Annotated in this window: 21 protein-coding genes and 1 pseudogene; 10 read left to right on the forward strand and 12 right to left on the reverse strand. The window is 73.0% G+C overall.

Annotated elements, in window-relative coordinates:
- Positions 1-118 precede the first annotated feature (118 nt).
- Entirely contained in the window at positions 119-694 is a 576-nt protein-coding gene (locus DDQ41_RS11685) for a Uma2 family endonuclease (protein ID WP_262508428.1), read from the forward strand.
- Here DDQ41_RS11685 and DDQ41_RS11690 read toward each other — a convergent pair.
- The gene (locus tag DDQ41_RS11690; RefSeq protein WP_109297681.1) at positions 691-1,077 is read right to left on the reverse strand and encodes a nuclear transport factor 2 family protein; all 387 of its coding nucleotides are present in this window, start codon (positions 1,075-1,077) and stop codon (positions 691-693) included. The genes DDQ41_RS11685 and DDQ41_RS11690 overlap by 4 nt on opposite strands.
- A gap of 438 nt (positions 1,078-1,515) precedes the next feature.
- On the opposite strand from DDQ41_RS11690, the gene DDQ41_RS11695 reads away from it, so the two are divergent.
- Positions 1,516-2,331: a helix-turn-helix domain-containing protein gene (locus tag DDQ41_RS11695; protein ID WP_109297682.1), complete on the forward strand. Its 816-nt coding sequence runs from the start codon at positions 1,516-1,518 to the stop codon at positions 2,329-2,331.
- Positions 2,328-2,573, forward strand: coding sequence for a DUF397 domain-containing protein (locus tag DDQ41_RS11700; protein ID WP_109294448.1), 246 nt, complete (start codon positions 2,328-2,330; stop codon positions 2,571-2,573). Before DDQ41_RS11695 ends, DDQ41_RS11700 begins: the two co-directional genes overlap by 4 nt.
- Here DDQ41_RS11700 and DDQ41_RS11705 read toward each other — a convergent pair.
- The 6 genes from DDQ41_RS11705 to rsmI form a co-directional block, all read right to left on the reverse strand.
- Positions 2,541-3,866, reverse strand: coding sequence for an acyltransferase family protein (locus tag DDQ41_RS11705; RefSeq protein WP_109294449.1), 1,326 nt, complete (start codon positions 3,864-3,866; stop codon positions 2,541-2,543). The two genes, DDQ41_RS11700 and DDQ41_RS11705, sit on opposite strands and share 33 nt — an antisense overlap.
- Positions 3,867-4,090: 224 nt before the next feature.
- Positions 4,091-4,990, reverse strand: a complete 900-nt coding sequence (locus DDQ41_RS11710) for a 4-(cytidine 5'-diphospho)-2-C-methyl-D-erythritol kinase (RefSeq protein WP_109294450.1) — start codon at positions 4,988-4,990, stop codon at positions 4,091-4,093.
- Positions 4,987-5,898 (reverse strand): 16S rRNA (adenine(1518)-N(6)/adenine(1519)-N(6))-dimethyltransferase RsmA, encoded by a 912-nt coding sequence (gene rsmA, locus DDQ41_RS11715; RefSeq protein WP_109294451.1) that lies wholly within the window; start codon positions 5,896-5,898, stop codon positions 4,987-4,989. Before rsmA ends, DDQ41_RS11710 begins: the two co-directional genes overlap by 4 nt.
- Entirely contained in the window at positions 5,895-7,388 is a 1,494-nt protein-coding gene (locus DDQ41_RS11720; RefSeq protein ID WP_262508429.1) for a resuscitation-promoting factor, read from the reverse strand. The genes rsmA and DDQ41_RS11720 overlap by 4 nt, the downstream gene beginning before the upstream one ends.
- A 589-nt stretch (positions 7,389-7,977) precedes the next feature.
- Positions 7,978-8,907: a TatD family hydrolase gene (locus DDQ41_RS11725; RefSeq protein ID WP_109294453.1), complete on the reverse strand. Its 930-nt coding sequence runs from the start codon at positions 8,905-8,907 to the stop codon at positions 7,978-7,980.
- Positions 8,908-9,057: 150 nt separating this feature from the next.
- Positions 9,058-9,930 (reverse strand): 16S rRNA (cytidine(1402)-2'-O)-methyltransferase, encoded by an 873-nt coding sequence (gene rsmI / locus DDQ41_RS11730; protein ID WP_109294454.1) that lies wholly within the window; start codon positions 9,928-9,930, stop codon positions 9,058-9,060.
- A gap of 74 nt (positions 9,931-10,004) precedes the next feature.
- Between rsmI and DDQ41_RS11735 the strand changes: the two genes are divergently transcribed.
- The 4 genes and pseudogenes from DDQ41_RS11735 to DDQ41_RS31215 all read left to right on the forward strand — a co-directional run bounded on the left by DDQ41_RS11735 (position 10,005) and on the right by DDQ41_RS31215 (position 13,261).
- A complete protein-coding gene (locus DDQ41_RS11735; protein WP_109294455.1) occupies positions 10,005-11,768 on the forward strand; it encodes a dolichyl-phosphate-mannose--protein mannosyltransferase in 1,764 nt (587 codons plus the stop codon).
- A 169-nt stretch (positions 11,769-11,937) separates the two neighbouring features.
- A complete protein-coding gene (locus DDQ41_RS11740) occupies positions 11,938-12,237 on the forward strand; it encodes a hypothetical protein (protein ID WP_109294456.1) in 300 nt (99 codons plus the stop codon).
- A gap of 162 nt (positions 12,238-12,399) precedes the next feature.
- Positions 12,400-12,654, forward strand: a pseudogene (locus DDQ41_RS32370) (SAM-dependent methyltransferase); the annotation flags it as partial.
- Positions 12,655-13,105: 451 nt separating this feature from the next.
- The gene (locus DDQ41_RS31215) at positions 13,106-13,261 is read left to right on the forward strand and encodes a DUF6131 family protein (RefSeq protein ID WP_173265011.1); all 156 of its coding nucleotides are present in this window, start codon (positions 13,106-13,108) and stop codon (positions 13,259-13,261) included.
- Positions 13,262-13,344: 83 nt separating this feature from the next.
- Here DDQ41_RS31215 and DDQ41_RS11750 read toward each other — a convergent pair whose 3' ends face one another.
- The gene (locus tag DDQ41_RS11750; protein ID WP_109294457.1) at positions 13,345-14,016 is read right to left on the reverse strand and encodes a histone deacetylase; all 672 of its coding nucleotides are present in this window, start codon (positions 14,014-14,016) and stop codon (positions 13,345-13,347) included.
- A gap of 236 nt (positions 14,017-14,252) precedes the next feature.
- On the opposite strand from DDQ41_RS11750, the gene DDQ41_RS11755 reads away from it, so the two are divergent.
- Together DDQ41_RS11755 and DDQ41_RS11760 are read left to right on the forward strand one after the other, a co-directional pair.
- Positions 14,253-15,953 (forward strand): penicillin-binding transpeptidase domain-containing protein, encoded by a 1,701-nt coding sequence (locus tag DDQ41_RS11755; protein WP_109294458.1) that lies wholly within the window; start codon positions 14,253-14,255, stop codon positions 15,951-15,953.
- 257 nt (positions 15,954-16,210) lie between these two features.
- The gene (locus tag DDQ41_RS11760; protein WP_109294459.1) at positions 16,211-16,750 is read left to right on the forward strand and encodes a YbaK/EbsC family protein; all 540 of its coding nucleotides are present in this window, start codon (positions 16,211-16,213) and stop codon (positions 16,748-16,750) included.
- A 314-nt stretch (positions 16,751-17,064) separates the two neighbouring features.
- Here DDQ41_RS11760 and DDQ41_RS11765 read toward each other — a convergent pair whose 3' ends face one another.
- The 4 genes from DDQ41_RS11765 to DDQ41_RS11780 all read right to left on the reverse strand — a co-directional run bounded on the left by DDQ41_RS11765 (position 17,065) and on the right by DDQ41_RS11780 (position 21,531).
- The gene (locus DDQ41_RS11765; RefSeq protein ID WP_167450311.1) at positions 17,065-18,225 is read right to left on the reverse strand and encodes a serine hydrolase domain-containing protein; all 1,161 of its coding nucleotides are present in this window, start codon (positions 18,223-18,225) and stop codon (positions 17,065-17,067) included.
- Between the two features lie 640 nt (positions 18,226-18,865).
- On the reverse strand, positions 18,866-19,642 hold the full coding sequence (locus tag DDQ41_RS11770; protein WP_109294460.1) for an energy-coupling factor ABC transporter ATP-binding protein: 777 nt from the start codon (positions 19,640-19,642) through the stop codon (positions 18,866-18,868).
- On the reverse strand, positions 19,639-20,400 hold the full coding sequence (cbiQ, locus tag DDQ41_RS11775) for a cobalt ECF transporter T component CbiQ (RefSeq protein WP_109294461.1): 762 nt from the start codon (positions 20,398-20,400) through the stop codon (positions 19,639-19,641). Before cbiQ ends, DDQ41_RS11770 begins: the two co-directional genes overlap by 4 nt.
- Before the next feature lie 54 nt (positions 20,401-20,454).
- On the reverse strand, positions 20,455-21,531 hold the full coding sequence (locus DDQ41_RS11780) for an energy-coupling factor ABC transporter permease (RefSeq protein WP_109294462.1): 1,077 nt from the start codon (positions 21,529-21,531) through the stop codon (positions 20,455-20,457).
- Positions 21,532-21,709: 178 nt separating this feature from the next.
- On the opposite strand from DDQ41_RS11780, the gene DDQ41_RS11785 reads away from it, so the two are divergent.
- Positions 21,710-22,075: an SsgA family sporulation/cell division regulator gene (locus tag DDQ41_RS11785; RefSeq protein ID WP_109294463.1), complete on the forward strand. Its 366-nt coding sequence runs from the start codon at positions 21,710-21,712 to the stop codon at positions 22,073-22,075.
- Positions 22,076-22,244 lie beyond the last annotated feature (169 nt).

Here is a 22,244-nt window from a genome sequence, read left to right on the forward strand (position 1 = left end):
CACGCCGACGGCGGCGAGACGCAGCCGGGGCCCCCGCCCGAACCGTGAGACCGCACCACGTTCGCGTGGCATTCTTGATTCCGCCGGAGCCACCGGGGCCTGAGGAGGGAGCGTCGCCTTGAGTACCGCGCTACCGCCATGGATGTACCCGCCACGGGACAGCGGTTGGGAGGCCGACGACCTCGACCTGCTCCCCGCCGACGCCCCGCGTCACATCGAGCTGCTGGACGGTGCGCTGATCTTCAACATGTCCCCGCAGCGCAGCTGGCATGACCGGGTGATCCGCCGACTCACCGCCGCGCTGGAACCCCTCGCCCCCATGGACTGGACGGTCGAAGCGCAGATGACCGTGAAGCTCAACCGCCGGAGCCGTCCGGAGCCCGACATCATCGTTGCCTCGGTGCCCTACGCACCGGAGCGCACCCGCTTCCTCCCGGAGGAGGTCGCGCTGGTCGTCGAGGTGGTGTCCGCCGAAACCGAGGACCGCGACCGCCGCTACAAGCCGGGGCTGTACGCCGACGCGGGCATCCGTCATCTCTGGCGCATCGAGGACGAAAACGGCCTCCCCGCGGTTCACACCTACGAGCTGGACGACACGACCCAGGCCTATGTGGCCACTGGTGTGCGTCGCGACCGGCTGGACACCCCCGTCCCGTTCCCGGTCTCCATCGACGTCAAGGGTCTGGTCCGCTAGTCCACGCCGGGCGGCACGCGCGTGGCCTGGTGGTAATACATCCGCCAGCCCCCGGCTCCGTCCCCCTTGCGCCAGATCGAACTGTGCCTGGCCCTGCGCTCGCCGAGCATGGTCTCGAACGTCAGATGCACCAGCCCTGGCGCGAGCAGCGCCCCCGAGATCTCTGAGGGCTCGAAGCGGGGAGCATCCGGCGAACTGCCCGGATGATCCGGCAGTTCGGCGAGCATGGCCTCATGCGTCCACCGCCGACCCGACCCACCGACCTCCACGAACTCCGGGTCGAGGAGTTGCCCGGCGTGTTCCCGCGAGGCGCGAACACGCGGATCCATGAGCTGCAACTCACCCGCGATCGCCTGGTTCACATCGTCTGTTGCGCCGTCCATGGGCATACCCTCACCGGGCCCACCGGCCCGCCGCAACCGAATTCATCCACCGCCGCTGGGGGGCCTGGCATGATCCAGAAGACACCCCCAGAAGGCTCACCCAGAGCATGTTCCATTCGTCCGCGCCTCGACATTGACCAGGTTGACGGCCATTTCTCTCCTGACAGGGGGATCGATCGACCTACCAGGGTAGTCGGGGCGCACCGCGCCCGGTCCGCGCGTACGGTGCGCGACCGTACACCCGTGAAACATGGACGGTACGTGTCTGATCGGCCACGCTGGGTGAGTCGAGCGAGGGGGCGTCACCCTGCCGCGTCGGCGTCATCGGCGGCGTCATCGGCGGCGTCATCGGCCTCGTCGACGTCATCGGCGGCGGGGGCGCACCTCGACGCACCTCGACGCACCCGTAAGCACCTGGAGGTGTCGGAAGTGGCCGCAGTGAGCGACGAGCCCGTGCCGTCGGACAGCCTGAAGACGTTCGGGGCGTTCGTGCAGGGTCTGCGGGAGCACGCGGGGCTGACACGGGAGGTCTTCGCGCCGATGGTGGGCTTCTCCCGGCACACGGTGGCCTCGATCGAGCTGGGCCGCCGGATGCCGGACACGCAGTTCGTGGAGCTGGCGGAGGTGGCGCTGGGCAACACGGGTGCGCTGCGGCGGGCGTTCGGGCATCTGACGCGGCAGCCGGGACTGGCGTCGTGGTTCCGCGAGTGGGCGCGGCGGGAGCGGACGGCGGTGAGCCTGTGCACCTACGAGTGCCGGATGGTGCCGGGGCTGCTCCAGTCGGAGGGGTACGCGCGGACGCTCTTCGAGAACGCCGTGCCGCCGCTGAGCGACGCGCAGGTGGAGGAGCAGCTCAACGCCCGCATGGATAGGCAGCAGTTGCTGAAGGTGAGCCCGAACGTCCCCTTCAGCTTCATCGTCGCGGAAGCGGTCTTCCGCGAGCGGCTCGGCGGTCCGCAGGTGACGCGGGGGATGCTGAACCATGTGCTGGCGAGTACGGAGCCGAGGAATGTGACGCTTCAGGTCATGCCGCTGGGATGCGAGTTCCACGCCTGCCTTGACGGCCCGTTGCAGTTGCTGGAGGGACCTGACGGGAAGCGGTACGCCTACTCCGAGGGCCAGAAGAACGGCCGACTGATCTGCGACCCGAAAGAGGTGGTCCCACTTCAACAGCGCTATGACACACTGCGGTCACAGGCCCTCACCCCCAGCGAGTCCCGGGGTCTGCTGGAGCGAATCCGAGGAGCGCTATGAGCACCGCAGAACTCGCCTGGTTCAAGTCCAGCTACAGCGGCACCGAAGGCGACAGCTGCGTCGAAGTCGCCCTGGACTGGCACAAGTCCAGCTACAGCAGCGCCCAGGGCGACAGCTGTGTCGAGGTCGCCGCCTGCCCCGGTACCGTCCACGTCCGCGACTCCAAGGTCCCCGACGGCCCTCGGCTCGCAGTCCCCGCCGCCGTCTGGTCAGCCTTCGTCTCGGCGTACGGCGAAGCCTGACCGTTCCACCAGCCACCAGCCCGCCAGCGCCGTCGCGACCGCGGCCGGGGCGCTGACCGGCACCGCGATCAGGGTGGCCGTGCGGCCTTCGAGCAGACCGGCGAAGCCGACCATGGACAGGCCGAGCACTCCGAACAGGCAGAGGGTGATGCCGAGCGCGGCGAGCGGGCCCGAGCCGGGCCGGACCGGTGCGGGTGAGGGCTGTTCGAAGCCGCGGAACGCGGCGACCAGCAGCGCCGTGAGCAGCGCCGCCGCGGCTATCCGTAGCGGGGTCTGCGCCCACCAGGCGGCCGAGGCCGGTTCGGGCAGCGTGACGCCCGCGGCGAGCAGCGCGCCGTAGACGCCGAGCATCGCGGTCAGATGCCACAGGAACGCGGTCATGGCGACGCCGTTCGCGGCGACGACGCCGCGCCAGACCCGGGGCCGGGCCACCAGCCGGGCGCCCGGCCCGCGCAGCAGCTCCACCGCGCCGACCAGCCACAGGCCGTGGCAGAGCAGGGCCAGCGTGGGCGGGGCCATGTTGGAGACCTTCTCCCCCGGCATGCCGACCATGGACAGCGGGTACGGCCCGGCCGCCACCAGCAGCGCGGCCCCGCCCAGCCCCGTCGCGGCCAGTGCCGAGGGCAGCCGGAGGCGTCCGTCGGCCCGCAGGAAGCCGAGCTGGTGCACGGCCAGCCAGACGAAGGCGAAGTTCAGGAACTCCACGAAGGGGACACCGAGCACGAAGCGGAGCACGTCCACCAGGACCGCGCCGGCGACGAGCGCCCCGAACGCGCTCCAGCCGTAACGCTCGTGCAGCTTCAGCAGCGGCGGGGTGAAGGCGACCATCGCCAGATAGATCCCGATGAACCAGAGCGGCTGGGTGACGAGCCGCAGCGAGACACCGGTCAACCCGCCGCCACCGCCGAGCAGTTGCACCAGCAGCGCCGCCGCGCCCCAGACGAGCACGAAGACCATGGTGGGCCGCAGCAGCCGCCGCAGCCGCGCCCGCAGGAACGCCGCGTACGGCGAGGCGCCGTCGCCCGCGGGGTGCCTGCGGCGCAGGGAGCGGTAGGAGAGGGCGTGCGAGAAGCCGCCGACGAAGAAGAACACCGGCATGATCTGCAGGGCCCAGGTGAGGAGTTGGAGTTCCGGCACGACGGCGAGCAGATTGCCGACGCCGTCGGCGGTGACGGCGGCCATCAGCCAGTGCCCCAGCACGACGGTCCCGAGCGAGAGGACCCTCAGCAGGTCGACATAGCGGTCCCGGGTGTCAGGTGTCGCCTCGGCGAGCGCTCGTACACGTGATCCCATGCGCCCACGGTCCCGCCCGGGGGCGCATGGGCGGGAGGGTGTTCGTACTCAACCGGTGCCTGAGTACGCGCGAGAACGCCCGCCTCGCTCGGCTGAGCTGGGTTCGACTCGACTCGACTGGGCTCGACTGGGCTCAGCTCGGAGGGCTCAGCTCGGACGGCTCACGGCTCACGGCTCACGGCTCACGGCTCACGGCTCACGGCTCACGGCTCACGGCTCACGGCTCACGGCTGGAGGATGGTCGCCCCCGGGGCCGGGGCCTCGGCGACACGCGCCGTGCGGCAGGTCCCGGACGCGAGCAGTGTCTCGGCGATCTGCCCCGCCGTGTCCGCGTCCTTGGCGAGGAACGCCGTCGTCGGCCCCGAGCCCGAGACCAGTGCGGCCAGCGCCCCCGCGTCTATGCCGGTGCGCAGCGTGTCCGCGAGCGACGGGCGCAGCGAGAGGGCGGCGGGCTGGAGGTCGTTGACGAGTGCGGCGGCCAGCGCGCCCGGGTCGCCGGTGCGCAGGGCGTCCAGCAGCAGCGGGGACGCCACCGGCGGGGGGACGTCGACGCCGTCGTGGAGCCGGTCGAACTCCCGGTAGACCGCGGGGGTGGACAGCCCCCCGTCGGCGACGGCGAAGACCCAGTGGAACACCCCGCCGACGGGCAGTGCGGTGAGCCGCTCGCCGCGGCCGGTGCCGAGGGCAGCGCCCCCGACCAGGCTGAACGGCACGTCGCTGCCGAGGTCGGCGCAGATGTCGAGGAGGTCCTCCCGTGGGGCGCCGGTGGACCAGAGGGCGTCGCAGGCGAGCAGCGCGCCCGCGCCGTCGGCGCTGCCGCCGGCCATGCCGCCGGCGACGGGGATGTCCTTGTCGATGTGGATGTGCACGGCCGGGTCGATCCCGTACCGGGCGGCGAGCAGCTCCGCGGCGCGCGCGGCGAGGTTCGTCCGGTCGAGCGGCACCTGGTCCGCGCCGGGGCCCGAGCAGCTCACGGTCAGCGACTCGGCGGGGGTGACGGTGATCTCGTCGTACAGTCCGACGGCCAGGAACACGTTGGCCAGGTCGTGGTACCCGTCGTCGCGGACCCCGCCGACGGCCAGCTGGACGTTGACCTTGGCCGGTACCCGTACGGTGACGCTCACTTGGCTCCCCCGACTTCCTTGGCTTCCCCGGCGCCCTTGCCCCCACCGGTTCCCTTGTGCTCCGCGATCCGCGCGAATTCCTCCACCGTCAGCGACTCGCCTCGCGCCCGCGGCGGGATCCCGGCTCCGACCAGCGCCGCCTCCGCGGCCGCCGGGGAGCCCGCCCAGCCGGCCAGGGCTGCCCGCAACGTCTTGCGGCGCTGTGCGAAGGCCGCGTCGACGACGGCGAACACCTCGGCCTTGGTGGCGGTGGTCTTCGGCGGCTCGGGGCGCCGGACCAGGGAGACGAGCCCGGAGTCGACGTTGGGCGCGGGCCAGAAGACGTTCCGGCCGATCGCCCCGGCCCGCTTGACCTCGGCGTACCAGTTCGCCTTCACGGACGGCACGCCGTACACCCTGCTGCCGGGGCGGGCGGCGAGCCGGTCGGCGACCTCGGCCTGCACCATGACCAGCGTCCGCTCGATGGTCGGGAAGCGGTCCAGCATGTGCAGCAGGACCGGGACGGCCACGTTGTACGGGAGGTTGGCGACGAGCGCGGTGGGTGCGGGGCCCGGGAGTTCCCGTACCCGCATCGCGTCGGAGTGGACCAGCGTGAAGCGGTCCTTCCGCTCCGGCATCCGGGCGGCGACCGTCGCGGGGAGCGCGGCGGCGAGCACGTCGTCGATCTCGACCGCGGTCACCCGGTCCGCGGACTCCAGCAGCGCCAGGGTGAGGGAGCCGAGCCCCGGGCCGACCTCCACGACCACGTCGTCGGGCCGCACCTCGGCGGTGCGGACGATCCGGCGGACGGTGTTGGCGTCGATGACGAAGTTCTGGCCGCGCTGCTTGGTGGGGCGTACGCCGAGGGCCGCGGCCAGTTCTCGGACGTCGGCGGGGCCGAGGAGGGCGTCGGGATCGGTGGTGCTCACCGGTACAGCCTACGGCCGCAGTGCGGCCACGGACTCGCCCCCCGCTGCACGTAGAGCTTCTTCGCCCGGTACGTCTGCTCCTCCGGGGAGGCGTCCTGCGGACGGCCGCGGCCGCCCAGCGACCGCCAGGTGGCGGCGTCGAACTGGTAGAGCCCCCCGTAGGTGCCCGACGGATCCACCGCGTCCGGGCGCCCGCCGGACTCGCACTGCGCGAGAGCCCTCCAGTTCAGCCCCTCGGCGCCCCGGACCGAGTCCGGCAGCCGTCGGGTGCCGGCTCTCACCTGCCGGGTGACCGGCTCCCGGACGACCTCCTCGGAGAGCTTCCGGGGCTTCTGCCGGACACCGTTCACCGTCCGCACGGCGTAGGTGACCCGCCGTGCGCCCGCGCGGCCCGCCCGCGCGACGACCTCGGTCCCCCGGTCCAGCCGCGGGTCGTCGGTCCGCACGGTGTCGTAGGGGATGGGCTCCTCCCGGACCTCCTCGGTGTCCCTGATGCGCATCACGGTGATCGTCTGGCCGTCGCGGGGGAAGCTGTCCGGAGGTACGGAGGTGGTGTCCTCGCCGGCGAGGGTGATGCCGGCCTCCCGGACGACCTCCCGTGCGGTCGCCGCGGTCGTTCGGACGGCGCGGGCCCGGCCGTCGGCCATGAGGGTGACGGTCCGCTCGGTCCGTACGGCGACGTCGAGGCCGCCGCGGGAGATCGCCCGGGATCGCGAGACGGACGTGTACGCGCCGCCGGCCCGGACCCCGACCTGCTGCAGCGCCTCCTCGACGGTGCGGGCGGTCGTCCACACCCGGCGGCTGCGACCGTCGACGGTGAGGGTGACGGGGCGGCCGAAGCGGACGACGACCTCGTCGCCGTGGCTGAGTTCGGCGCCGGGGTCCGGGGCGACGATGTCGTGCTCGCCGACGGCGACCCCCTCCTCGTCGAGGAGTTCCTCCACGTCGTCGGCGAACGTGTGCAGGGTGCGGGGGACCCCGTCGACGCTGAGGCGGACGGCCTTGTCGGCGGCGACGAAGGCGGTCGTGCCGCCCGCGAGGAAGGCGACGACGAGGGCCTGCGGGATGAGGCGGCGCAGGCCGTCGGGGCCGACACGCAGGACCGAGGCGCGCCTGCGGCGGCGGGCGGCGCGGCGGGCCTCGGCGCGGCCGCCGGACGGGACGGGGGCGTAGGAGGCCGAGGAGGCAGAGGAGGCGGCAGGGGTGTGCGCCGTGGTCCCGGCGACGGGAGACGAGGTCCAGCTGACGAGTGTCGGTGCCTCCGAAACGACCCTCGGGGTCTCCGAAGCGGACGTCGCGAACTCGAAGACCGGACCCGCCGGTTCGAAGACCGGACCCGCCGGTTCGAAGACCGGACCCGCGGGCCCGGAGACGGGACTCGCATTCCCCGGAACCGGCCCCGCAGACCCGGAGACGAGCGTCGCAGACCCGGAGACGGGGGGCGTGTCCCAACAGGCGAGCGTAGGGGCCTCGGAGCAGCCCGGCCTCACAGCCTCGCGGGCGGGTGCGCCTACCGGTCCGGGTCCGGGTGCGCCTGCGGGGCCGGGTCCGGAGACCGGTCCGGGTCTGCCTACGGGGCCGGGTCCGGGTGCGCCTGCGGGGCCGGGTCCGGAGACCGGTCCGGGTCTGCCTACGGGGCCGGGTCTGCCTACGGATCCAGGTGCGCCTACCGGTCCGGGTCCGCCTACCGGTCCGGATCCGGGTGCGCCTACCGGTCCGGATCCGGGTCCGCCTACGGATCCGGGCGACGTGGTCCCACAGGCTGAGGAGCAACCGCACGGACTCTCGGGTGGACCGGGCCGGAAAGCCGGGACCGTCGGCGCGTACGGTGACACCGCCGCGGCCAGGCCGTGGGGCGGCACCCTGACGGGCGCCGACGGCACGGGCGGCGGCGGCACGGGCGGCGGGGGCTCCTTGAGCCGGGCGGCGCGGCGACCGCCGCGCGCGGCACGGTGACTGCCCTGCGAAGTGCTCACGAGGCCCGGACCCTAGCCGCTGATCGTCACTCTCCAAAGCAGGCCGGTCACCCGGTGTCGCCACGCCATGCCAGAAAGGCTCGGAAATGTGACGATTCGTTACCTACTGGTAATCGAATGCGCGAGCCGTGTTCGAAGCAATCGCCTCCGACATGGCGTCCTCGTCGATCCCCCGCACCGCGGCCATCGCGCGGACCGTGACCGGAACGAGATACGGCGCGTTGGGCCGGCCGCGGTAGGGCGCGGGTGTCAGAAACGGCGCGTCCGTCTCCACGAGGACGAGTTCCAGCGGGGCGACGGCGAGCGCGTCCCGCAGCGGCCGGGCGTTCTTGAAGGTGACATTGCCCGCGAAGGACATGAAGTACCCGGCGTCGGCGCAGACCCGCGCCATCTCCGCGTCGCCCGAGTAGCAGTGGAAGACGGTGCGCTCGGGGGCGCCCTCCTCGGTCAGGATCCGCAGGACGTCGGCGTGGGCGTCGCGGTCGTGGATGACGAGGGCCTTGCCGTGCCGCTTGGCGATCTCGATATGGGCGCGGAAGGACCGCTCCTGGGCGGCGATGCCCTCCGGACCCGTACGGAAGTGGTCGAGCCCGGTCTCGCCGACGGCCCGCACCTGCTCGAGTCCCGCCAGCCGGTCGATCTCCGCGAGTGCCTCGTCCAGCGCGGCGCCCCCGCCGCCCGGCCTCCCGGCCTGCCGGGGCCGTCCCGCCCGTGCCCCACCACCGTCCTGGGCCGGGCCGCTCTGCGACGCCCCCTCGGCCGGGACACCGTGGACGATGCGCGGAGCCTCGTTCGGGTGAAGCGCGACCGCCGCGTGGACGTTCTCGTACCGGGCCGCCGTCTCGGCCGCCCAGCGCGACCCGTCGATGTCGCAGCCCACCTGGACGACGGTCGTCACACCGGCCTTCGCCGCCTTCTCCAGCGCCTCCTCGACGGTGCCGCTCTGCATGTCCAGATGGGTGTGCGAGTCGGCGACCGGCACGGCCAGCGGCGCGGGCGCGGGCGGAGGGGTGTCGTTGGACTTGGCACTCATGACCACGATCGTACGAGGACCATGGCCATGGCCTCACTCACGGACGCGGAGACCCCCGGGAGGCCCGCTCGACGACCCGCCCGCAACCGGGGCCTCTACCCTCTGCCCTTCGGCGGTCCCCTTCCCGCCGCCACCGTTCGAGGGGCCCGATCAGCGGCCCGCTCCCGCCGCGTTCCTCGCCCCCGCGTTCTTCGCCGCCACGACCGCGTCGAACACCTCGCGCTTGGGCAGGCCCGCCTCGGCGGCCACCGCCGCGATGGCCTCCTTGCGCCGCTCGCCCGCCTCCTCGCGGACCCGCACCCTGCGCACCAGCTCGTCCGCGTCGAGGTCGGAGGGGCCCGGGGCCGGGGCGCCCTCCACGACGACGGTGATCTCCCCGCGCACCCCCTCGGCCGCCCAGGCCGCCAGCTCGCCGAGCCCGCCGCGCCTGACCTCCTCGTACGTCTTCGTCAGCTCCCGGCAGACCGCGGCCCGCCGATCGGCGCCGAACACCTCGGCCATCGCGGCGAGCGTGTCGTCGAGCCGGTGCGGCGCCTCGAAGTAGACGAGGGTGCGGCGCTCGTCCGCCACCTCGCGCAACCTGCCGAGCCGCTCGCCCGCCTTGCGCGGCAGGAAGCCCTCGAAGCAGAACCGGTCCACCGGCAGCCCCGACAGGGCGAGCGCGGTCAGCACGGCGGACGGGCCGGGCACGGCGGTGACCCTGATGTCCTTCTCCACGGCCGCGGCGACCAGCCGGTAGCCGGGGTCGGACACCGACGGCATCCCGGCGTCGGTGACGAGCAGCACCCTGGCCCCGCCCTCCAGCGCCTCCACCAGCTCCGGCGTACGGGCGGACTCGTTGCCCTCGAAATAGGACACCACCCGGCCGCGGGTCTGCACGCCCAGCGCCTGGGTGAGGCGGCGCAGCCGGCGGGTGTCCTCCGCGGCGACCACGTCGGCGTTCTCCAGCTCGGCCGCCAGCCGCGGCGGGGCGTCCGCCGCGTCGCCGATGGGGGTCCCTGCCAGTACGAGTGTTCCAGTCACCGATCCAGTCACAGGAGCAATCCTCGCAGGGCGGGCCACGCCCCTCGCACAGACGCGTTCCCTACGATGGCGCGGTGACCAGTACCGCCCCACGGGCCGCGCACGGTCAGGACGTCGCGGAGCAGCCACCGTCCTGGCCGCAGCGCCTGCGCAGATTCGGCCATGTGCCCCGGCCCGGCATCGGGCTGCGCGAGCGGCTGGTGCCGCCGTACACCCGGCCCTCCGACCGGCTGTGGTCCGTCCTGGGCGTGCCACCGGGCGCGGCACGGCGGGCGGAGCGGTTCTCGGCGTGGGGCGGACCGCTGCTGGTGGCGCTGGTGGCCGGGCTGCTGCGGTTCTGGCAGCTCGGCAGCCCCAAGGCGGTGATATTCGACGAGACGTACTACGCGAAGGACGCCTGGGCGCTGGTCAACCAGGGCTACGAGGGCTCCTGGCCGAAGGACGTCGACAAGGCGATCCTGGCGAACCCGGACGCGGTCCCGATCCCTTCGGACCCCGGCTATGTGGTGCACCCGCCGGTGGGCAAGTGGATCATCGGGCTGGGCGAGCAGATGTTCGGCCTCACCCCGTTCGGCTGGCGCTTCATGGTGTTCGTGCTCGGCACGCTGTCGGTGCTGATGCTGTGCCGGATCGGCAGACGGCTGTTCCGTTCGACGTTCCTCGGGTGCCTCGCGGGCGCGCTGATGGCCGTGGACGGGCTGCACTTCGTGATGAGCCGCACGGCGCTGCTCGACCAGGTGCTGATGTTCTTCGTGCTCGCGGCCTTCGGCTGTCTGCTCGTCGACCGCGACCGGGCGAGACGGCGCCTCGCGGACGCGCTCCCGGTCGACGCGGAGGGCGTGCTGCGCCCGGACCCGAAGATCGCGGCGACCCTGCGGCTGGGCCCGCGGCCGTGGCGGATCGCGGCCGCGGTGATGCTGGGCCTGGCGATCGGCACCAAGTGGAACGGCCTCTACTTCCTGGCCGCGTTCGGCCTGATGACCCTGCTGTGGGACGTGGGCGCGCGGAAGACGGCCGGCGCGGTCCGCCCGTACCCGGCCGTGCTCAGGCGGGACCTCCTGCCGGCCCTCGCCGGCCTGCCGGTGGCGGTCGTGACGTACGTCGCCTCCTGGTCCGGCTGGCTCTTCACCGACAAGGGCTACTTCCGGGACTGGGCGGCGACGGAGGGCAGGGACAGCCCCTGGAGCACGGTGCTCCCCGACTGGTTGCGAAGCCTCTGGCACTACGAGACCGAGGTCTACAGCTTCCACGTCAGTCTGACGTCCGGTCACACCTACCAGTCCAACCCCTGGAGCTGGATCGTCCTGGGCCGTCCGGTCTCCTACTTCTACGAGGACCCGGCGGCCGGCACGGCGGGCTGCCCGGTCACCGCCACCGACAAGTGCGCCCGAGAGGTCCTGGCCATCGGCACCCCCGCACTGTGGTGGATCGCGTGCTTCGCCGTCGCCTACGTCCTGTGGCGCTGGGCCTTCCGCCGCGACTGGCGCGCGGGCGCGATCGCCTGCGGCATCGCGGCGGGCTGGCTGCCGTGGTTCCTGTACCAGGAGCGCACGATCTTCCTCTTCTACGCGGTCGTCTTCGTCCCGTTCCTGTGCCTGGCCGTCGCGATGCTCCTCGGCGCGATCATCGGCCCGGCCCGGCGGCCCCGCCCGCCCGCCACCCCACCGGACCCGGGGCTCGCGCCCGGCGAACGCCGCAGGACCGTGGGCGCGGCGGCGGCGGGTGTGCTGGTGCTGCTGGTCATCTGGAACTTCATCTACTTCTGGCCGCTGTTCACCGGCGATCCGATCCCGATGGACGACTGGCGGGCCCGGATGTGGCTGGACACGTGGGTGTAGCAGGCACGACGGCGGGCCCAGCGCGGGGCGGTGCCGGGCCCGCCGCGGTCGTTGACGGGCATCCCTGGCCGTCTGTGGGGCGTCGCTTGACGGCCCAGGGACGGCCCAGGTCATGCACGCCAGACAAACTCACGGGCCCCTGTCAGACCCCGCACCTACACTCCCCCTCATGGAAAAGGGAGCGATCTCGCGGGACGACATCCTCAAGACACTCGCCGAGTACGACGACTTGGGACAGGAGGCGTTCCTCGACCGGTACAAGTACGGCAAGGCGAGCACCTACCTGCTCCTCCACGACGGCAGGGAGTACGACTCCAAGGCAGTGGCCGGCGTGGCACACAAGCACCGGCACGGCAGGCCCCTGGAGCATGGGGAGTTCAGCGGGGGCGTCGGCCGCGGTCACGCGGTGGAGTGGCTGAAGCGTGAGGGCTTCACCATAGGGGTGCCCCGGAGCCCTGAGAACTCCTAACGAAATGATCTCCGAGGCGGTTGGACCGCTCCGGGACCGATGATCCGGGGTGCGGGGCGATTCGGCCGAAGCCCCGGCGACGTCGCGACGAGTTGCGGGCGGTGCGCGCTGAGCCGCGGAGAACCGAATGCGTCGACAGCGCCCCTCGGCACGCGCTTCCAGGTGACGAGCAGTGAACGGTGGACCCGCGCGACGGCCGACCGCTACGACGCCGAGGAAACCGAAGCGTCCTCGGCTGCCGTTCTCGGACCGACCCTCGCCTTCCTCGCCTTCCTCGCCGAACTCGCCGGAGACGGCCGGGCGCTGGAGTTCACCATCGGAACCGGACGGGCGGGCGTCCCGCTCCGGGAGCGCGGCGTGCCGGTGGTGGGCATCGAACTGTCCGAGCACATGGCAGCGGTGCTGCGGCGCAGAGTACGCCCGCTGCTGTTCCTGGACGTCGACGGACCTCTCCCGCCGTTCGGCGACGGCACGCAGCACCAGCCGTCAGGCACCGCGACAGACCCACGCCTGACGCGGCTCGGTCCGCGCGCCGGGCCTCGCCCGGCGGCACTGCCGTGCGCGCCGGTCTGGGCCACCACCCGGGAGGAAGGGGCGAACACCGGCACAGCACAGCGGCTCGGCCTGCCGGTCGTGCCGGTCGTGCCGGTCGTGCACCGGCCGGAAGTGCCCCTGCCGCCGACGCCGCCGTCGTCGTGCACACCGTCGCCGGGGTGCCGCCCGCCCCTGAGCGGTAGCACGGCCGAAGAGCGCGAACGGCCCGGGGCAGCGGACCGCCGCGACGGCGAAAAGATCAGCCGGGCCCTTCGTTTGGGGCCGCCCGGAACGGCAATGTTCGGGTTGTGGGGGTCCCGACTTGGAGGACCAAATGATCATCGTCGGACTTATCCTTCTGATCATCGGGCTGGTCACCGGCATCGGCGTGCTGTGGACCATAGGCATCATTCTGATCGCGGTCGGAGCGCTGCTCTGGGTGCTCGGGGCGATGGGCCACGCGGTCGGTGGTCGACGGCACTTCTACTGATCTCCGCCGGCAGGGCCACGAGCCCCCTGCCGGCCGTGGAGAACATCCTCGCTGCCGCCGCACTTGCGGCTTATTCCCCGTACTCAGCGCCCCGCCGTGAGGGCCGCGACGGCGTCCGCGGTCCAGTGGCCCGCCGCGCCGGGACAGGCCGCGAGATAGGCGGCGATCTCGGGCGCCGGCCAGGCGTCGGCGTCCAGCAGTCCGGCGGCGAGATGGCGCAGATAGGCGGCGGAGGGCCGGGTCCACTCCACGTCGTGGAGCGAACAGGGGGCCGTGAAGGTCAGTACGGGCACACCGTCCAGGACTCCCGGGCAGACGAGTGTCTCGTACCTGCCGCTGCCGAGTTCCACTCTACCGCGGGCCAGCGCCTCCGAGAGGTCCAGGTCGGCCCCCGGCTCGCGGTACATCTCCTGGGCCAGGATGTCCGAGAACTGCGCGGCGGTCACCAGATACGCGCGGGCCAGGACCGTACCGGCCGCGGCGGGATCGTAGAACGCACGGCCGCCGCGCCACACCGGGGAGCGGGTGGCGAAGTACAGCGCGCCCGGCACTTCGACCGGCACGGACGCCGCGGGCGGGCGGGGGTCGCGGCAGCCCGGGTAGGTCCGGGCCGCGCCGCGCGGGCGGCCACCGGCGAGGTAGTGCGACAGCCGCTCCGGATGGGTGTTGGAGCCGTAGGCCGTGTACCAGACCACGGCGGGCGGGTGACCGGCGGACGGTGCCGCGGCGGCGTCGACGGTGCGCGCGCGCTTCATGGACCTTGCCTACCCGCTGCGGGGACGATCCGGCCGCTGCTCGGCTCAGGCGGCGGGTCGGGCCACCCGCGTTGCTCGCCGCGGGGCGCGGCCCCTGGCGGGCGACGGCACAGTCCGGTAACACTCGTCAACCGCATCACTACTGTCACATAGAGTGCCACACATACTTTCGAACGTGTTCAAGGCATGTTCAAGGATGTTCGAGACCATGGGGAGCCCGGGGGAGGGACTGCGGTATGCGCAGTGGAGCCAGGATCGCCGTCGTGGGCGGTGTGTTCGTACTGTTCGCGGGCGGTGTGGGGTACGGGGCCCTCAGCGCCCTGGAAGGCGGTGACGGCGGTGGTACGGAGCCGAAGTCAGCTGCCGTCACGAAGAGTTCGGGGCCGCCGAGCGCCGAGGAGATCCGCACGACCGCGGACGGCTTCCTCGCCGCCTGGGCGTCCGGGGAGGCGGCGCGGGCCGCGCGGCTCACCGACAACGCCGCCGAGGCGGAGCCGCTGCTCAGCTCCTTCCGCGACGGTGCCCACGTCAGCGGCGTGACGATGAAGCAGGGGAAGCCGGTCGGGCCGAAGGTGCCGTTCACGGTCAGCGCCACGGTCTCGTACAAGGGCGCGAGCAAGCCCTGGACGTACGCTTCCGAACTCACGGTCGTCCGCGGTCTGACCACCGGCCGCCCGCTCGTCGACTGGGCTCCGTCCGTCGTCCACCCGCAGCTCGTCAAGGGGGCGCGGCTGAAGACGGGTCCCACGGCCGAGCCGCCGATCAGGGCCGTCGACCGCAGGGGCAGGGAACTGACGAAGGAGAAGTACCCCTCGCTCGGTCCGGTGCTCGACCAACTGCGGCAGAGGTACGGGGACGAGGCGGGCGGGAAGCCGGGGGTGGAGCTGGTCATCAGCCGGCCGGACGGCACGGACGGCACGGGCAGTACGGGCAGTACGGGCAGTACGAATGGCACGGGCAGTTCAAATGGCACGGGCAGTACCGGCAGTACCGACAGCACGGTGCTGACGCTGGCCGAGGGCGAGCCCGGCGAGTTGGTGACGACGCTCGACGCCGACGTTCAGGCCGCGGCCGAGCAGGCCGTGAAGCGGCACAGCGAGGCGTCGGTCGTCGCGATCAGGCCGAGCACGGGCGAGATCCGCGCCGTGGCCAACAACCGCGAGGACGGATTCAACGCGGCGCTCGGCGGGCAACAGGCGCCCGGTTCGACGATGAAGATCGCGACTGCCGCGCTGCTGCTGGACAAGGGGCTGGTCGCCGCCGACCGGAAGGCGGAGTGCCCGAAGTACGCGATGTACCAGGGGCGGACCTTCCACAACCTGGACCACTTCGACATCCCCGACGGGACGTTCACCCGGAGCTTCGCCCGCTCCTGCAACACCGCCTTCATCAAGCTGATCGACGACGTCGGCGACGACGCGGCACTGTCGAGACTGGCACGGGACGCCTTCGGTATCGGGCTCGACTGGAGCACCGGGGTGCCGACCTTCGACGGCTCGGTGCCGGAGGGCAGCGGAGGGGAGGCGGCCGCCCAGTACATCGGCCAGGGCACGATACAGATGAACGCGCTGACCGTCGCCTCCATGACCGCCACGGCCAAGAACGGAGGCTTCCGGCAGCCCGTCATCGTGCCTCGCTCGCTGGACGGCCGTGAACTGGCCACCGCGAACCGGCAGTTGTCGGGATCGGTATGGCGGCAGCTGCGGGACATGATGCGGGCCACCGCCCAGTGGGGCTCGGGCGCGCAGGCGATGGCCGGCGTGCCCGGGGACAAGGGCGCCAAGACGGGGTCTGCGGAGGTGGACGGGCAGGCCACGTCGAACAGCTGGTTCGCCGGGTTCGCCGGGGACCTGGCGGCCGCCGCGGTGGTGCAGGCGGGCGGACACGGCGGTGACGCGGCCGGGCCGCTGGTGGCGTCGGTGCTCAGGTCCGGCTGACGCCGACGGCGCAGTCAGAGCGGCCCCGGCTCCTGCCCCGGCCCAGGTCCGGGACCGGGGCAGGAGCCGGGACCGGGCCGGGACCGAAGCAAGGTCCGGGACCGGGGCAGGAGCCGGAACCGGGCCGGGACCGGGGCAAGCCGGGGCAGGAGCGGCCGCCCGGGGCGCACGCGTGTCGCTGCCGCCCACCCCCATCCGCGTACGGCCACCGAAACCGTGTCGCGTGGCCTGTACGGCCACCGCTAGCGTTGCCGCCCATGAATACCGCCGAGACCCCCGCCCACCCCCGTTTCGCCGAGGCCCTGCGCACGCTCGGTCTCGACGTCGAGGTACGCCGCTTCCCCGACGCCACGCGAACGGCCGCCCAGGCCGCGGACGCGATCGGCTGCGATGTGGCCGAGATCGTCAAGTCGCTGGTGTTCGTCGCCCGGGGGATCCCGGGGGCGGAGGGCACGGAGGGCACGGAGGAAGGCACGGAGGACGACGAGCCGGTGCTGGTGCTGATGGACGGCTCGTCGCGCGTCGACGTGGAGCTGGTGCGGCGGGAGCTGGGCGCCGCGGCGGTCCGGCGGGCCGACGCGGACCTCGTACGGGAGACGACCGGCTACGCGATCGGCGGTGTGCCGCCCTTCGGGCACCGAACGGCGACCCGGGTGCTCGCCGACCGGGGTCTGCTCGGCCACGCCGTGGTGTGGGCTGCGGCCGGTACCCCGCATACCGTGTTCCCGCTCGACCCCGCGTCCGTGATCGCACACGCGGGCGCGAAGCTGGTGGACGTGCGCGAGCGCACGGCGTGACGGCCGGCGGTCACGGCTGCGGTTCTCGCCCCGGCTGCGGTCCTCGCCGCGGCGGTGGCGCACGCCGCAGCGGTGGCGCACGCCGACCGGTACGCGATCGCCCACGCCATCGAGGACCGCTTCGTCGCGCTCACACAGACCGTCGGCGGGGCGGCCGCGGTCGGCGCGGTGGCCGTCCGGTTCGCGCCGCTGCCGGGTGCGCCGGCCGGCCGTACCCGGTGCTCTCGGCGGTGCCGCACGCGCTGTCCCGCACCGTCCCGCCCGGGGGCCGGTGCGGCGTTCCCCTCGGTACGCCGCCCACGGCACAGTGCCGGTCATGTAGCCGAGCGGACCGCCCTGACCAGAGCCTGCGCCCGGGGGTCGGCCGTGACGCCCTTGCGCATCCCGTTGGTCACATAACCGAGGGCGACACCGGACTCCGGGTCGGCGAAGGCGAGCGAACCACCACGGCCCGGGTGGCCGAAGGAACCGGGGCCCAGCAGCGGGCAGGCCGGGCCGTGGAGCAGGTAGCCGAGGCCGAAGCGGGTGCCGACGACGAGGACGCGGTCGGGTCCGGTGGACTCCTCGGTGCGGGCGAGGGTAAGTGTGGCGGGGGCGAAGAGCCGGTTCCCGTCGACCGGTCCGATGGTCGCCGCGTAGAAGCGGGCCAGCGCGCGGGCGGTGGATACGCCGCCCGAGGCCGGGAGTTCCGCGGAGCGGTAGCCGGGGTCGTTCTCGTCGGGCACCGGGTCGATCGCGCCGAAGGCCCGTCGGGTGAGGGAGTCCGGGTCGCTGTAGGCCTCGGCGACGGAGCGCTTGGGACGCAGTTTCAGGCCGCCGCCGGACGCCGTGGGCGGTTCCTCGATCCGGCCGATCCGGCCGATCCGGTGGGCCTCGTCGTCGGGTGCCCCGATCCAGAAGTCCAGGCCGAGCGGGCGGGCTATCTCCTCTGCCGTCCAGCGGCCGATGGTGCGTCCGGTGACCCTGCGGACGAGTTCCGCCAGCAGCCAGCCGTAGGTCTGCGCGTGGTAGCCGTGATCGGTGCCGGGCTCCCAGGCGGGTGCCTGGGCGGCGACGGCGCGCGCCCCGGTCGTGCCGTCGGCGGCCTCCGCCGGGGTGAGCGGCCGGTCGAGCGCGGGTACCCCGGCCCGGTGCGACAGCAGGTGCCGCACCAGCGCCCGTTCCTTGCCGGCGGCCTTGAACTCCGGCCAGTACGTGCCGACGGGCGCGTCCAGGTCGAGCTGCCCGCGCTGGTGCAGCAGCAGCGGCACGGCGGCGGCGACGCCCTTGGTGGCCGAGCGCACGACCTGCGCGGTGTCCACGGCCCACGGCTCGGTGCCGTGCACGTCCCGGGTGCCGCCCCAGAGGTCGACGACCTTCACTCCGTCCCGGTAGACGGCGACAGCGGCGCCGCGTTCCCCACGCGCCTCGAAGTTGCGTACGAACGCGTCCCGGACGGGCTCGAAGCCTTCCGCGACCGTGCCCCGGACGTCCACGTCCACGTCCACGTCACCCCTCCCTGCCGTTCCGCCCTGCCCCTCGCCCCATCATGGTGCAACGTGCCGGGAGGTGAGGGGATTCCGGGCCGTCACCGGCGGAGCCGGGCTGTCACCGGCTCGATCGCGTCACCAGCGGAGCCGGGCCGTCGCAGGTTCGATCGCGTCACCAGCGGAGCCGGGCCGTCACAGGTTCGATCGCGTCACCAGCGGAGCCGGGCCGTCACCGGCTCGGTCGCGTCACCGCGCGGACCGGCGGAGGTGCGCCGGTGTCGCCGGGTTGCCGCCGCGCTGCCGCCGGGTTGCCGCGGGTGGGCGGGATCGCGATCCCCGGAGCGGACGGTGTGCCGCGGCCGCGGCGTGCCGCTCGCGGGCGAGGCACGGCCGGGAGCCCGGCGGCGACTTCGCGCCCGTCGTCCCGCTCACGCGCCGGTCAGGGCGTGCACACGCCGGTCGTAGAAGTGCACGCGCCCGCGCAGGTGCCGGGCGGAGCGCCTACGACGAGGCGCCTGCCGAGTTCGTGCGCGCCCGCGCGGGGGCCGCCATGTCACATCCGGACCAAGATCACGCACCAATTGCGCACCCGCGCCCGCGCGGGGGTCGCGTGCCCGTCCGCGCGCTCACGCGCCGGTCGTTCCCTTCACGCGCCCGTCGTCACGGCGCGCGGGTCGAAGCCGAACGGCAGTTCCAGCCGGTGTGCGCGCATGAGTTCGGGGTCGGCCAGCAGGTCCCGCGTACGCCCGTCGGCGGCGATGACGCCCTCGCTGAGGATCACCGAGCGCGGGCAGAGCTCCAGCGCGTACGGCAGGTCGTGTGTGACCATCAGGACCGTGACGTCCAGCGAGCGCAGGATGTCGGCGAGTTCGCGCCGGGAGGCCGGGTCCAGATTGGACGAGGGCTCGTCGAGTACGAGGATCTCCGGCTCCATGGCGAGGACGGTGGCGACCGCCACCCGGCGCCGCTGGCCGAAGGACAGGTGGTGCGGCGGCCGGTCCCCGTACTCCGTCATCCCCACCCGGTCGAGCGCCGTGCGGACCCGCCTCTCCAGGTCCTCGCCGCGCAGGCCGGCCGCCGCCGGGCCGAAGGCGACGTCCTCGCGCACGGTCGGCATGAACAACTGGTCGTCCGGGTCCTGGAAGACGATGCCGACCCTGCGCCGGACCTCCGCCATGTGCTGTCTGCCGACCGGCAGCCCGGCGACGGCGACCGAGCCGGCACCGCCGACGAGGATGCCGTTGAGGTGGAGGACGAGGGTGGTCTTCCCGGCGCCGTTGGGGCCGAGCAGGGCGACCCGTTCACCGCGCCCGACGGTCAGGTCGACCCCGAAGAGGGCCTGGTGGCCGTCGGGGTACGCGTACGCCAGCCCGCGTACGTCGAGCGACGGCGGGACGGCGGCTGCCGGAGGGTGCGAGGTCATAGGGTCCAGCCAAGCAGACAGACGGCGAGTGCCGAGAAGGGGAGTGCGGCGGCGTACGCCCACTGCGCGCGGGACGCGACCACCTCGTCGATGACGGGCATGGTGCCGGTGTAGCCGCGGCTGACCATGGCCAGATGCACCCGCTCGCCGCGTTCGTAGGAGCGGATGAACAGCGCGCCCGCGGACTTCGCGAGCACGCCCCAGTGGTGCACGCCCCGGGCCTCGAACCCCCGTGAGCGGCGGGCGATGGACATCCGCCGCATCTCGTCGGCGACGACGTCGCCGTAGCGGACCATGAAGGAGGCGATCTGCACCATCAGCGGCGGCAGCCGCAGCCGCTGCAGTCCGAGCAGCAGGGAGCGCAGCTCGGTGGTCGAGGCGAGGAGCACGGAGGTGGCGACGCCCAGCGTCCCCTTGGCGAGGATGTTCCAGGCACCCCACAGTCCCGGCACGGACAGCGAGACCCCGAGCCACTCGGTGCGCTCGCCCGGCACCAGGAAGGGCATCAGCAGCGCGAAGGCGACGAACGGGACCTCGATCACCATCCGGCGCAGCACGAAGCCCGCCGGGACACGGGCCGCCGCGGCGACGACGGCCAGCAGCAGCGCGTACAGGCCGAAGGCCCAGACCGCCTCGCGCGGTGTGGAGACCACGACCAGCACGAAGCAGAGGGCCGCGGCGATCTTGCAGTGCGGCGGCAGCAGATGGACCGGTGAACCCCCGTGCCGGTACAGCTTGTGCGCGTGCCCGTTGCTCATTCCGGCTCCGCTCCTCGCGTCCTCAGGTCCTCGCGTCCTCAGGTCCTCGCGTCCTCAGGACGGCACGGACTCCCTGCCCGCATCGGTGGTGTCGAGGCGGCGCCGGCGGACCACGAGGAAGACCCCGGTGCCCACCGCCAGCGTCGCGCCGACGCCGACGGCTCCCGCGAGGCCGCCGGAGACCCGGGCGTTGTCGAATCCCGTGATGCCGTAGTCGGCGAGCGGGGAGTCGGCGGCGGCGTGGTCCTCCACCTCGGTGTCGATGCCCTTGTCGGCCGCGACCCTCTCCAGACCGTCGGGGTCGGCGGAGGCGTAGAAGGAGACGAAGCCGGCCAGCACCAGGGAGATCGCCAGACCGGCGAGCAGCACCGGACGCGGGGAGGCGGCGGGCGCGGGCGCGGTGTCCGGTGCGGTGTCGACCAGTTCGCCGCCCACACGCAGTTTGAGCGGCGCGGACAGTCCGCGAGCGCCGTGGACGAGGTCGGGCCGCACGGCGAGGACGGTGCCGACGGTCAGCGCCGTGATCGCGGCCTCGCCGAGGCCGATGAGGATATGGACGCCGGTCATCGCGCCCAGGACAGTGCCGACGGGCACGTCGGTGGTGCCGCCGATCGCGTAGAGCAGCGTGAAGGCGATCGCGGACGCCGGCACGGAGACCAGGGCCGCGACGAAGGTGGCGGCCGTCACCGACCTGCGGCTGCGGGGCAGTACCCGCACCAGGGCCCGGAACAGGGTGTAGGCGACGACGGTCGTGACCACGCCCATGACCAGGATGTTGACGCCGAGCGCCGTGAGACCGCCGTCTGCGAAGAGGACGCCCTGCAGCAGCAGGACCACGGATATGCACAGCACGCCCGTGTACGGCCCGACGAGGATCGCGGCCAGCGCGCCGCCCAGCAGATGGCCGCTGGTTCCGGCCGCCACGGGGAAGTTGAGCATCTGGACGGCGAAGATGAACGCGGCGACGAGTCCCGCGAGCGGCGCGGTCCGCTCTCCTCCGTAGCCTCCGACGTGGCTGGTACCGCCGAGTTCCCGCCGGGCACCGCGCAGACTCACGGCGACGGCAGCGGCCGCGGCGACCCCGGCCGCGGCGGAGACGGGGAGGTCGATGAATCCGTCGGGGACATGCATGGCGGGCTCCGCTTCCGATACAGGCCGCGTCGGCCCGGCTGGTCGACCGTCCGATGATGTGCCCTGTTGCGAATCAATTGCAAGAGCGTATCAGCGACAGATACAAGCGCCCGCCTGGCCCTTTGGAGGCAAAATATGGGACATTAGAAGACAAAGAGAGCAGAAGTGGGAGCGTCTGATGTCTCACCATGCCGATAGTCCCTCTGTCGTAGAGCACGCCAAGGCCCGCATCATCAACGACGCCCCTCACTACCGGTCGGTACCGGTGGCCCTCCGCTACGAACCCGGCGGAGACGCCGACGCGGTCAGGTGCGTCTTCCCCGGCGGCACCGAGTGGGCTTTCCGCCGCGAACTCCTGGAGGCGGGCCTACGTGCACCGGCCCGCAGGGGTCCGGTGGCCGTGTGGCCCTGTGGCCGTGCCCAGGTGGTCGTCGAGTTCCATTCACCGGACGGGGTGTCGGTGATCCAGTTCGACGCCCGTCCCCTCGTACGTTTCCTGCACCGCACCCGCGAGGAGGCGGTCGCGCCCGCCACCCGGGTGTGACACCACCGGACGGGCGGGACGGGCCCCCGTCCGGCCCTGCACGCGCCCGCGCGGCACACCGGTGCCCACCGGCCGGCCGGTGGGCACCCAGGGTGCTCCCGAGTCGCCCGGCGTGTGCCGCCGGGCGACTACGGTGCTGCCGTCCGCCGGACGGATTCGGTGCGGCCAC

Origin of the sequence: Streptomyces spongiicola, from assembly GCF_003122365.1 — a bacterium.
GTDB lineage: Bacteria > Actinomycetota > Actinomycetes > Streptomycetales > Streptomycetaceae > Streptomyces > Streptomyces spongiicola.

Excerpts from the sequence above, each read along its gene's own strand:
- DDQ41_RS11780 (WP_109294462.1), bottom strand. The coding sequence starts at position 21,531 with ATGCATGTCCCCGACGGATTCATCGACCTCCCCGTCTCCGCCGCGGCC.
- DDQ41_RS11740 (WP_109294456.1), top strand. The coding sequence starts at position 11,938 with ATGGAAAAGGGAGCGATCTCGCGGGACGACATCCTCAAGACACTCGCC.
- DDQ41_RS11750 (WP_109294457.1), bottom strand. The coding sequence starts at position 14,016 with ATGAAGCGCGCGCGCACCGTCGACGCCGCCGCGGCACCGTCCGCCGGT.
- DDQ41_RS11785 (WP_109294463.1), top strand. The coding sequence starts at position 21,710 with ATGTCTCACCATGCCGATAGTCCCTCTGTCGTAGAGCACGCCAAGGCC.
- DDQ41_RS11725 (WP_109294453.1), bottom strand. The coding sequence starts at position 8,907 with ATGAGTGCCAAGTCCAACGACACCCCTCCGCCCGCGCCCGCGCCGCTG.
- cbiQ (WP_109294461.1), bottom strand. The coding sequence starts at position 20,400 with ATGAGCAACGGGCACGCGCACAAGCTGTACCGGCACGGGGGTTCACCG.
- DDQ41_RS11755 (WP_109294458.1), top strand. The coding sequence starts at position 14,253 with ATGCGCAGTGGAGCCAGGATCGCCGTCGTGGGCGGTGTGTTCGTACTG.
- DDQ41_RS31215 (WP_173265011.1), top strand. The coding sequence starts at position 13,106 with ATGATCATCGTCGGACTTATCCTTCTGATCATCGGGCTGGTCACCGGC.
- DDQ41_RS11705 (WP_109294449.1), bottom strand. The coding sequence starts at position 3,866 with ATGGGATCACGTGTACGAGCGCTCGCCGAGGCGACACCTGACACCCGG.
- DDQ41_RS11700 (WP_109294448.1), top strand. The coding sequence starts at position 2,328 with ATGAGCACCGCAGAACTCGCCTGGTTCAAGTCCAGCTACAGCGGCACC.
- DDQ41_RS11690 (WP_109297681.1), bottom strand. The coding sequence starts at position 1,077 with ATGGACGGCGCAACAGACGATGTGAACCAGGCGATCGCGGGTGAGTTG.
- DDQ41_RS11770 (WP_109294460.1), bottom strand. The coding sequence starts at position 19,642 with ATGACCTCGCACCCTCCGGCAGCCGCCGTCCCGCCGTCGCTCGACGTA.
- DDQ41_RS11760 (WP_109294459.1), top strand. The coding sequence starts at position 16,211 with ATGAATACCGCCGAGACCCCCGCCCACCCCCGTTTCGCCGAGGCCCTG.